The sequence below is a fragment of the Pseudomonas sp. MWU15-20650 genome (assembly GCF_023242475.1).
Taxonomy (GTDB): Bacteria; Pseudomonadota; Gammaproteobacteria; order Pseudomonadales; family Pseudomonadaceae; genus Aquipseudomonas.
The window spans coordinates 113537-122598 of sequence record NZ_JALJFG010000014.1 but is presented as its reverse complement, the minus strand read 5'-3'; the positions used below and the strand labels follow the sequence as shown (position 1 = coordinate 122598).

Annotated in this window: 11 protein-coding genes; 9 read left to right on the top strand and 2 right to left on the bottom strand. The window is 63.0% G+C overall.

From position 1 onward, the window contains the following. Together M5B43_RS13585 and M5B43_RS13580 are read right to left on the bottom strand one after the other, a co-directional pair. Positions 1-330: an EscU/YscU/HrcU family type III secretion system export apparatus switch protein gene (locus tag M5B43_RS13585; RefSeq protein ID WP_248750590.1), complete on the bottom strand. Its 330-nt coding sequence runs from the start codon at positions 328-330 to the stop codon at positions 1-3. Next, on the bottom strand, positions 327-1904 hold the full coding sequence (locus M5B43_RS13580) for a flagellar hook-length control protein FliK (RefSeq protein ID WP_248750589.1): 1578 nt from the start codon (positions 1902-1904) through the stop codon (positions 327-329). Before M5B43_RS13580 ends, M5B43_RS13585 begins: the two co-directional genes overlap by 4 nt. 200 nt (positions 1905-2104) lie before the next feature. On the opposite strand from M5B43_RS13580, the gene ccmA reads away from it, so the two are divergent. The 9 genes from ccmA (at position 2105) to ccmI (ending at position 9051) form a co-directional block, all read left to right on the top strand. After that, entirely contained in the window at positions 2105-2740 is a 636-nt protein-coding gene (ccmA, locus tag M5B43_RS13575) for a cytochrome c biogenesis heme-transporting ATPase CcmA (RefSeq protein WP_248750588.1), read from the top strand. After that, entirely contained in the window at positions 2737-3405 is a 669-nt protein-coding gene (gene ccmB / locus M5B43_RS13570) for a heme exporter protein CcmB (protein ID WP_248750587.1), read from the top strand. Before ccmA ends, ccmB begins: the two co-directional genes overlap by 4 nt. Before the next feature lie 93 nt (positions 3406-3498). Beyond that, positions 3499-4254, top strand: coding sequence for a heme ABC transporter permease (locus M5B43_RS13565; protein WP_248750586.1), 756 nt, complete (start codon positions 3499-3501; stop codon positions 4252-4254). After that, complete coding sequence (gene ccmD / locus M5B43_RS13560; protein WP_017849437.1) at positions 4251-4427, top strand: heme exporter protein CcmD; 177 nt, start codon at positions 4251-4253, stop codon at positions 4425-4427. The genes M5B43_RS13565 and ccmD overlap by 4 nt, the downstream gene beginning before the upstream one ends. Then, complete coding sequence (gene ccmE, locus M5B43_RS13555; protein WP_248750585.1) at positions 4424-4879, top strand: cytochrome c maturation protein CcmE; 456 nt, start codon at positions 4424-4426, stop codon at positions 4877-4879. Before ccmD ends, ccmE begins: the two co-directional genes overlap by 4 nt. 3 nt (positions 4880-4882) lie before the next feature. Then, the gene (locus M5B43_RS13550; RefSeq protein WP_248750584.1) at positions 4883-6871 is read left to right on the top strand and encodes a heme lyase CcmF/NrfE family subunit; all 1989 of its coding nucleotides are present in this window, start codon (positions 4883-4885) and stop codon (positions 6869-6871) included. Continuing rightward, entirely contained in the window at positions 6868-7404 is a 537-nt protein-coding gene (locus M5B43_RS13545) for a DsbE family thiol:disulfide interchange protein (protein ID WP_248750583.1), read from the top strand. Before M5B43_RS13550 ends, M5B43_RS13545 begins: the two co-directional genes overlap by 4 nt. Further along, a complete protein-coding gene (locus M5B43_RS13540) occupies positions 7401-7874 on the top strand; it encodes a cytochrome c-type biogenesis protein (protein WP_248750582.1) in 474 nt (157 codons plus the stop codon). The genes M5B43_RS13545 and M5B43_RS13540 overlap by 4 nt, the downstream gene beginning before the upstream one ends. Continuing rightward, a complete protein-coding gene (ccmI, locus tag M5B43_RS13535) occupies positions 7867-9051 on the top strand; it encodes a c-type cytochrome biogenesis protein CcmI (RefSeq protein ID WP_248750581.1) in 1185 nt (394 codons plus the stop codon). The genes M5B43_RS13540 and ccmI overlap by 8 nt, the downstream gene beginning before the upstream one ends. Positions 9052-9062: the final 11 nt, after the last annotated feature.

Here is a 9062-nt window from a genome sequence, read left to right as displayed (position 1 = left end):
TCAGTAGTCATCCCCACGCTCGGTCACATCCCGCTCTACTGGCCGCGCATCCGGGTCATAGCCCACCGGGAACTTGCCCTTTAACGTCCACGCAAACGCAATGATCTCGGCCACCGTGCGGTACAGCTCCTCCGGGATGCTGTCCCCCAGTTCCATGCGGGCCAGCAGCTTCACCAGCTCGGCGTTCTCATAGATGGGCACTTCGTTTTCCCGTGCCAGCTTGAGGATGGCTTCGGCCAAGGCTTCGTCGCCCTTGGCAGTAAGGGTCGGGGCTTGTTGGCCGTCGTACTTGAGGGCAATCGCCTGGCGCGGTGGGGTTGGGTTTTTCATGCGGTTTCATCCACCCAGCGTTGTTCCAATCCGGTTTTAGGGCCGCGCGGTGGGGTGCCGAGGTGGCAATCGAGGTCGCCGACATTGATGCCCGAGGTCACCAGGCGCTCGCGCAAGCTGCCCAAGTGGCTTTCGATCAGGCTGGCCGTGAAGGGGCGGGTTGCCCACAACTGGCTGGACAGTTTGCCCTGGGTCAGTTGCGCCTGAACCTGTAACGGCCCCAGCGGTTCGATGTCGAGCGCCAGTTCGACGCGCCAGAGCATTTGCTTGGGGTCTTTTTTGTCTTGGCGTTCGGGCTGGTCCTTGTCCGGCGCCGGCTCTTCACGCTGGAACTTGACCTGCAGCGGGACGATGTCCTGCAAGGTGCGCAGGGGGATTTCCAGTTGCCAGGTGGTCTGCAGGCGGCCGTCGGCGGTCGTGCCGGTCTGTTCCAGGCTCGACAGCTGGTGGCTTTGCAATCGGGAAATTGCCGCGGCGGCCAGGCGCAGCAGGTTTTCCAGGTCGCCTTCGCCCTCCAGGCGTTGCATCAGCCGATCCGGCAGCGGAAAACCTGCCGGTGCCGGGCGGGCACCGATCTGGCCGAGGGTGCTCAGCGGGTTGCGCACAAAGTTGGGGAGTACCTGAGCCAAGGTGTTGGCGGCGAGAATGGCGTTCAGGTTGGTACTGGCGGGCAGGGACGGCAGCAACTCGGCAACCAGGCGCAGCAGGCTGCCCTTCATGTCCAGCGGCGGCACTTGCGGGTTTTGCCCGGCCAGCAACTTGGCTTCAAGAAACACACCGCTGTTCTGGATCAATTGCGCCAGGACCTTGGGGTTGCTGACTTGCGCCAGGTCCGGCAAGGCGGCCAGCAGGCGGTCGGCGGCGGCGCGCAGGTCGGTGGACGTTGTGTCGTCGGCGGGCAGGTTCTGCAGTGCGGTGAACACGACATCCAGCGAGCCCTGGCGGCTTTGTTGGGTCGAGAGCTGTTGTGCGACCGCCAACTGATCCTTTAGCCCGCTCAGCGGCACAAAGTTCAAGGTTTGCGCATTCTGCACCACCGCGCTGAGCAAACTGCCGACTCGCAACGGCTGGGGGCTTTCCACCGTCAGGGTCGTACCACTCAGGGCGTTAGTGAGTACGCTCACCAGTGAGCGGTAGATCGCCGGTTGCGCCGCGCCCTGGGGCAGCATTTGAGTGGTCAGGACCTTGCCTTGCAGCAGCGTGCCTACCGGCATCTGCGTGGTGTCGATGCGGGTGAGGGCGGCGACGTTGGCGCTCAAGGCTTGCTGCAGCGTGATCGTCAGGTTGCCCGTCGGCGTCTGGCTCACGGCCACGTTACTGCCCAACGGCAACGGCTGGGCACTGCTGGCTTGCACCAGCGTCTGGCGACCGCCTTCGAGGGTCAACTTGAGCAATAGCTGAAAGGCGTCACCGCCTTGTTTAAGCGCGATGACTTCGGCGTTTACGGTTTTTCCAGGGTCGATCAACCCGGCCTGCGGCTCCAGCAGTTTGAGTAACTCGCCGGTCGCCGGCAGCGGGGCAGGCCCGGGCGAGGGTGCTGGCGGCAGCGTAGGAAGGTTGATCTCACCGGTCATCGTGCACGTCGTCTCTGGGGAAATTGCCCTCTTTAGAGTAGGGCATCGCATGTATAATGCCGCCCGTCTGCAAAGAGAGCGGTAAAAACCTCACAACTATTTGATCCAGCTCTCTAAAATCGGTCGCCAAAGCCGTTATTGTGCATTTCTCTATAACGGCCGCTGCACCGCCGACTTGAACCGTAAAGGCCCGCGATCTCTTGACCAGCCCTCTTCTTGAAGCCGTAGCGCTCGCCTGTGAGCGCGACCTGCGCCTGCTGTTCGAACACCTCGAACTGCGCTTGGCGAGCGGCGACATGGTGCAAATCAGCGGCCCCAACGGCAGCGGCAAGACCAGTTTGCTGCGTCTGCTGGCCGGGTTGATGCAGCCGACGGCCGGTGAGGTGCGACTCAACGGCAAGCCCCTCAACGAACAACGCACCACGCTTGCCCGTAACCTGGTCTGGATCGGCCATGCCGCCGGTATCAAGGACGTGCTGACCCCGGAAGAAAACCTCAGCTGGCTCAGCGCCCTGCATCACCCGGCGTCCCGCGACGCCATCTGGCAGGCTCTGGCCGCCGTGGGCCTCAAAGGCTTCGAAGACGTGCCCTGCCACACCCTGTCCGCCGGCCAGCAGCGCCGCGTGGCCTTGGCGCGTCTGTACCTGCCTGGCCCACCGGTGTGGATTCTCGACGAGCCTTTCACCGCCCTCGACAAGCAAGGCGTCGCTCAACTCGAAGAACACCTGGCCCAGCACTGCGAGCAGGGCGGCATGGTGCTGCTCACCACTCACCACACCCTGGTGCGCATGCCCGCGGGTTACCGTGAATTGGACTTGGGGCGGTGGTCGCTATGAGTGTGTTCGCCCTGTTGGTCGCCCGTGAAGCGCGGCTGTTGTGCCGTCGCCCGGCTGAATTGGCCAACCCGCTGGTGTTTTTCGCCATCGTCATCGCGTTGTTCCCGCTGGCGGTCGGCCCAGAGACTAAACTGTTGCAAACCTTGTCCCCTGGGCTGGTGTGGGTGGCTGCGCTTTTATCGGTCCTGCTCTCGCTGGACGGGCTGTTTCGCAGTGATTTTGAAGACGGTTCCCTGGAGCAGTGGGTCCTTTCGTCGCACCCCCTGCCACTTCTGGTGCTGGCCAAGGTGCTGGCACACTGGGCTTTTTCCGGCTTGGCGCTAGTCTTGCTCTCGCCGCTGCTGGCGATGATGTTGGGATTGCCCACCGAATGCCTGCCGATACTGCTGCTGAGCTTGTTGCTGGGCACGCCGATCCTCAGTCTGTTAGGCGCGGTCGGGGCAGCCTTGACCGTGGGTTTGAAGCGGGGCGGCCTGTTGCTGGCCCTGCTGATTCTGCCTTTGTACATCCCGGTGTTGATCCTGGGCAGCGGTGCTTTGCAAGCCTCGCTCATGGGCATGCCGGCGACCGGTTACCTGTTGTGGCTTGGCAGTCTGGCCGCCCTGGCGGTAACCCTGACACCCTTTGCTATAGCGGCTGGCCTGAAGATCAGCGTCGGCGAATAATGAGGTCTGGTTAAGCGACATAATCGGCTCTTCAACATAAGAAAGATCCTTGGTTTCTCGCCTAGGCGAGCAACAACCGTGATGGAAACAGCAATGAACTGGACCTGGTTTCACAAGCTCGGCTCGCCCAAATGGTTTTACGGTATCAGCGGCAAGCTGCTGCCGTGGTTGAGCGTCTTCGCCCTGTTGCTGATCGGCATCGGCCTGGTCTGGGGCCTGGCCTTCGCGCCGCCGGATTACCAGCAGGGCAACAGCTTTCGCATCATCTACATCCACGTGCCCGCCGCGATGCTCGCCCAGTCCTGCTACGTGATGCTGGCGGTGTGCGGCGTGGTCGGCCTGGTGTGGAAGATGAAACTGGCTGACGTCGCCCTGCAATGCGCCGCGCCCATCGGTGCGTGGATGACCGCCGTGGCGCTGGCCACGGGCGCCATCTGGGGCAAACCGACCTGGGGTTCGTGGTGGGTGTGGGATGCGCGCCTGACGTCGATGCTGATCCTGCTGTTCCTGTACTTCGGCCTGATTGCCCTGGGCAACGCCATCAGTAACCGTGACAGCGCCGCCAAAGCCTGCGCGGTGCTGGCCATCGTTGGCGTGATCAATATCCCGATCATCAAATACTCGGTGCAGTGGTGGAACACCCTGCACCAGGGCGCCACCTTCACCCTCACCGAAAAACCGGCCATGCCCGTGGAAATGTGGGCACCGCTGCTGCTGATGGTGCTGGGGTTCTACTGCTTCTTCGGCGCCGTGCTGCTGATGCGCATGCGCCTTGAAGTGCTCAAGCGTGAAGCCCGCGCCAGTTGGGTCAAGGCCGAAGTGCACACCTGCCTGGGAGCGCGTGGATGAGTTTTGCTTCGTTCAGTGATTTTCTCGCCATGGGCCATCACGGCCTGTATGTCTGGACGGCCTATGGCATCTGCCTGGCGGTGCTGGCCCTCAACGTCGCCGTGCCGATCCTGGCCCGCAAGCGTTACCTGCAACAAGAGGCGCGTCGTCTGCGCCGGGAGACCGAAAAGTGAATCCGCTGCGTAGAAAGCGTCTGTTGATCATCCTTGCCATCCTGGCCGGCGTCAGTATTGCCGTGGCCCTGGCCATGAGCGCCCTGCGGGAGAACATCAACCTGTTCTACACCCCTACCCAGATCGCCAATGGCGAAGCGCCGCAGGACACGCGCATCCGCGCCGGCGGCATGGTGGAGAAGGGCTCGTTGAAGCGCTCCGGCGATTCCCTGGACGTGACCTTCGTGGTCACCGACTTCAACAAAGCCGTGACCATCACCTACCGCGGCATCCTCCCGGACCTGTTCCGCGAAGGCCAAGGCATCGTCGCCTTGGGCAAGCTCAATTCCGACGGCGTGGTGGTGGCCGATGAAGTGCTGGCCAAGCACGATGAAAAATACATGCCGCCAGAAGTCACCAAGGCCCTCAAAGACAGCGGCCAATCCGCACCCACGCCTGCCAAGGAGGGCTAAGCCATGACGTCCGCACTGTTTATTCCAGAGCTGGGCCAGTTGGCGATGATCCTCGCGCTGTGCTTTGCCATCGTCCAGGCCGTGGTGCCGTTGCTCGGCGCCTGGCGCGGCGACCGCTTGTGGATGAGCCTGGCCCAGCCGGCCGCCTGGGGCCAGTTTGCCTTCCTGGTGTTTGCCTTCGGCTGCCTGACCTACGCCTTCATGACCGACGACTTTTCCGTCGCCTACGTTGCCAATAACTCCAACAGCGCCTTGCCCTGGTACTACAAATTCAGTGCCGTCTGGGGTGCCCACGAAGGTTCGTTGCTGTTGTGGGCGTTGATCCTCGGCGGCTGGACCTTCGCCGTGTCGGTGTTCTCGCGCCAACTGCCGCAAGTCATGCTGGCGCGGGTGCTGGCGGTGATGGGCATGATCAGCATCGGCTTCCTGCTGTTCCTGATCATGACCTCCAACCCGTTCAGCCGCATCCTGCCGCAGGTCCCGGTGGACGGTCACGACCTCAACCCGTTGCTGCAGGATATCGGCCTGATCGTGCACCCGCCGATGCTCTACATGGGGTATGTCGGTTTCTCCGTGGCCTTCGCTTTCGCCATCGCTGCCTTGCTTGGTGGGCGTCTTGATGCTGCCTGGGCGCGCTGGTCGCGGCCGTGGACCATCGTCGCCTGGGCCTTCCTCGGTATCGGCATTACCTTGGGCTCATGGTGGGCCTACTACGAGCTTGGCTGGGGCGGTTGGTGGTTCTGGGACCCGGTGGAAAACGCCTCGTTCATGCCCTGGCTGGTGGGCACCGCGCTGATTCACTCCCTGGCGGTCACGGAGAAACGTGGCGTGTTCAAGAGCTGGACGGTGTTGCTGGCCATCGCGGCGTTTTCCCTCAGCCTGCTCGGCACGTTCCTGGTGCGTTCGGGCGTGCTGACTTCCGTGCATGCCTTCGCTTCTGACCCGGCGCGTGGCGTGTTCATCCTGATCTTCCTGCTGTTTGTGGTCGGCGGCTCGCTCACCCTGTTCGCCCTGCGTGCGCCAGTGGTCAAGAGCCAGGTCGGCTTCAACCTGTGGTCGCGGGAAACCCTGCTGTTGGGCAATAACCTGGTACTGGTGGTGGCCGCGTCGATGATCCTGCTCGGCACCCTGTACCCCTTGGTGTTGGACGCCCTCAGCGGTGCCAAGTTGTCCGTGGGCCCGCCGTACTTCAACGCGTTGTTTATTCCGTTGATGGGCCTGTTGATGGTGGTGATGGCCGTCGGCGTGCTGGTGCGCTGGAAAGACACCCCGGTCAAATGGCTGGCGGGCATGTTGATGCCAGTGCTGCTGGGCAGCGTGGCCCTGGCGGTGATCGCCGGTGTCGCCTACGGCGATTTCAATTGGGCGGTACTCGCCACCTTCCTGCTGGCGGCCTGGGTATTGCTGGCCGGTGTGCGTGACATCGCCGACAAGACTCGCCACAAAGGCTTGATCAAAGGGCTGCCCACCTTGACCCGCAGCTACTGGGGCATGCAGATCGCGCATATCGGCATCGCCGTGTGCGCCTTGGGCGTGGTGCTCTCCAGCCAGAACAGCGCCGAGCGCGACCTGCGCCTGGCCCCTGGTGAGTCCATGGACCTGGCCGGTTACCACTTCATCTTCGAGGGCGCCAAACACTTCGAAGGCCCGAACTTTACTTCCGATAAAGGCACCATTCGCGTGGTACGCAACGGTAAGGAAGTGGCGGTGCTGCACCCGGAAAAACGCCTGTACACCGTGCAGAGTTCGATGATGACCGAAGCCGGGATCGACGCCGGGTTCACCCGTGACCTCTATGTGGCGCTGGGCGAACCGCTGGGTGACGGCGCGTGGGCCGTGCGCGTGCACGTCAAACCATTCGTGCGCTGGATCTGGTTCGGTGGCTTGCTCACGGGGTTTGGTGGTTTGCTGGCGGCGTTGGACCGGCGTTATCGAGTCAAGGTCAAGAGCCGGGTGCGTGAAGCACTGGGCCTGCAGGGAGCGGCGGTATGAAGCGTTGGTTGATGGTTGTGCCGCTGGCGTTGTTTCTGGTGGTGGCGGTGTTCCTGTATCGCGGCTTGTACCTGGACCCGGCCGAGTTGCCCTCGGCCATGATCGGCAAGCCGTTCCCGGCGTTCAGCCTGAAAACGGTGCAGGGCGACAAGACCCTGACCCAGGCCGACCTGCTCGGCAAGCCGGCGCTGGTGAACGTGTGGGCGACCTGGTGCATCTCGTGCCGCGTCGAACACCCGGTGTTGAACAAACTGGCCGAGAAGGGCGTGGTGATCTATGGCATCAACTACAAGGACGACAACGCGGCCGCCTTGAAGTGGTTGGCCGAGTTCCACAACCCTTACCAGCTGGATCTCCGCGATGACGACGGTAACCTCGGCCTGAACCTCGGCGTGTATGGCGCCCCGGAAACCTTCTTCATCGATGCCAAGGGCGTGATCCGCGACAAGTACGTGGGTGTGATCGACGAAGTGGTGTGGCGCGAGCAACTGGCCGCCAAGTACCAGGCCCTGGTGGATGAGGCCAAGCCATGAAGCGTCTGTTAGCCGCTGCAGTCCTGGCGTTGGGATTGGCTGGCGTGGCCCATGCCGCGATCGACACCTACGAGTTCGCCAACGACGCCGAGCGCGAGCGTTTCCGCGACCTGACCAAGGAACTGCGCTGCCCCAAGTGCCAGAACCAGGACATCGCCGACTCCAACGCTCCCATCGCCGCCGACCTGCGCAAAGAGATCTTCCGCATGTTGGAGGAGGGCAAGGATAACCAGCAGATCATCGACTTCATGGTCGACCGCTACGGTGATTTCGTGCGCTACAAGCCGGCCCTCAGCGGCAAGACCGCGCTGCTCTGGTTCGGCCCTGCCGGGCTGTTGCTGGCGGGCGTCGTGGTCATGGCCGTGATCGTCCGTCGCCGCCGCGCCGCGCCTACCGATGGTTCCGACGCGCTATCCCCTGAAGAGCGTAAACGCCTCGACCAATTGCTGGACACCAAGACTGATGATTGATTTCTGGCTCGCAGCCGGCTTGCTGCTTCTGATTGCCCTGAGTTTCCTGTTGATCCCTGTATTGCGCGGCCGCCGCGCCCAGCGTGAAGAGGATCGCACCGCGCTGAACGTGGCGCTGTATCAAGAACGCGTCGCCGAGCTGCAAGTGCAGCAGGACGAAGGCGTGCTCAACGTCGCGCAATTCGACACCGGCCGCGCCGAGGCCGCCCGTGAGTTGCTGGCCGATACCGAGGGTCTGGAAAAACCTCGCGAATCGCGCCTGGGCAAACCCCTGCCGCTGCTCGCGGCGGTATTAGTGCCCGTGTTGGGCCTTGGCTTGTATCTGCACTTCGGTGCCAGTGACAAGGTCGAGCTGACCCGCGAATTTGCCCAGCCACCGGTGTCCATGGAAGACATGACCCGTCGCCTGGAGCGCGCCGCCGCCGCGCAGCCGGATTCGCCGGAGGGCCTGTACTTCCTCGGCCGTGCCTATATGGCCCAAGACCGTTCTGCCGATGCCGCAAAGGTTTTCGAGCGCACCGTGGCCCTGGCCGGTCGCCAGCCGGAACTGCTCGGCCAGTGGGCGCAGGCCCAGTATTTTGCCGACAACAAACAATGGTCGCCCAAGGTCCAGGCCCTGACCGATGAAGCGTTGAAGCTCGACCCGAAGGAAGTCACCAGCCTTGGCCTGCTGGGTATCGCGGCCTTTGAGGGGCAGCGTTATCAAGAGGCAATCGACTACTGGAACCGCCTGCTGGCGCAATTGCCACCGCAGGACAATTCCCGTGTCGCGCTGCAAGGCGGTATCGACCGTGCGGCCGAGAAACTCAAGGAAAGCGGCGGCACCGTTGCGCCAAAAAACGTGATGAAAGTACGGGTGGACCTGTCCGCCGACGTGAAGGCCAAAGCCCTGCCAGGCGACAGCGTGTTCATCTTTGCCCGTGCCGTAAACGGCCCACCGGCGCCTTTGGCGGCCAAGCGCGTGACCGTCGCCGAGTTGCCCGTCACCGTTGAGCTGGGCGATGCTGACGCGATGATGCCGCAGTTGAAACTGTCGAACTTCCCCGAAGTCCAACTGGTTGCGCGCATATCCCGGGCAGGTCTTCCGACCGCTGGCGAGTGGATCGGCCGCAGCCAACCCTTGGCCAGCAGCACCACGGCGCTGCAGCAGTTGACCATTGACCGTCCGGACCAGTAATTCGAGGAAAC

Bases quoted from the DNA above. Each gene is read 5' to 3' on its own strand.
- ccmB (WP_248750587.1), top strand. From the start codon at position 2,737: ATGAGTGTGTTCGCCCTGTTGGTCGCCCGTGAAGCGCGGCTGTTGTGC.
- ccmD (WP_017849437.1), top strand. From the start codon at position 4,251: ATGAGTTTTGCTTCGTTCAGTGATTTTCTCGCCATGGGCCATCACGGC.
- ccmI (WP_248750581.1), top strand. From the start codon at position 7,867: ATGATTGATTTCTGGCTCGCAGCCGGCTTGCTGCTTCTGATTGCCCTG.
- M5B43_RS13540 (WP_248750582.1), top strand. From the start codon at position 7,401: ATGAAGCGTCTGTTAGCCGCTGCAGTCCTGGCGTTGGGATTGGCTGGC.
- M5B43_RS13565 (WP_248750586.1), top strand. From the start codon at position 3,499: ATGAACTGGACCTGGTTTCACAAGCTCGGCTCGCCCAAATGGTTTTAC.
- M5B43_RS13580 (WP_248750589.1), bottom strand. From the start codon at position 1,904: ATGACCGGTGAGATCAACCTTCCTACGCTGCCGCCAGCACCCTCGCCC.
- M5B43_RS13550 (WP_248750584.1), top strand. From the start codon at position 4,883: ATGACGTCCGCACTGTTTATTCCAGAGCTGGGCCAGTTGGCGATGATC.
- M5B43_RS13585 (WP_248750590.1), bottom strand. From the start codon at position 330: ATGAAAAACCCAACCCCACCGCGCCAGGCGATTGCCCTCAAGTACGAC.
- M5B43_RS13545 (WP_248750583.1), top strand. From the start codon at position 6,868: ATGAAGCGTTGGTTGATGGTTGTGCCGCTGGCGTTGTTTCTGGTGGTG.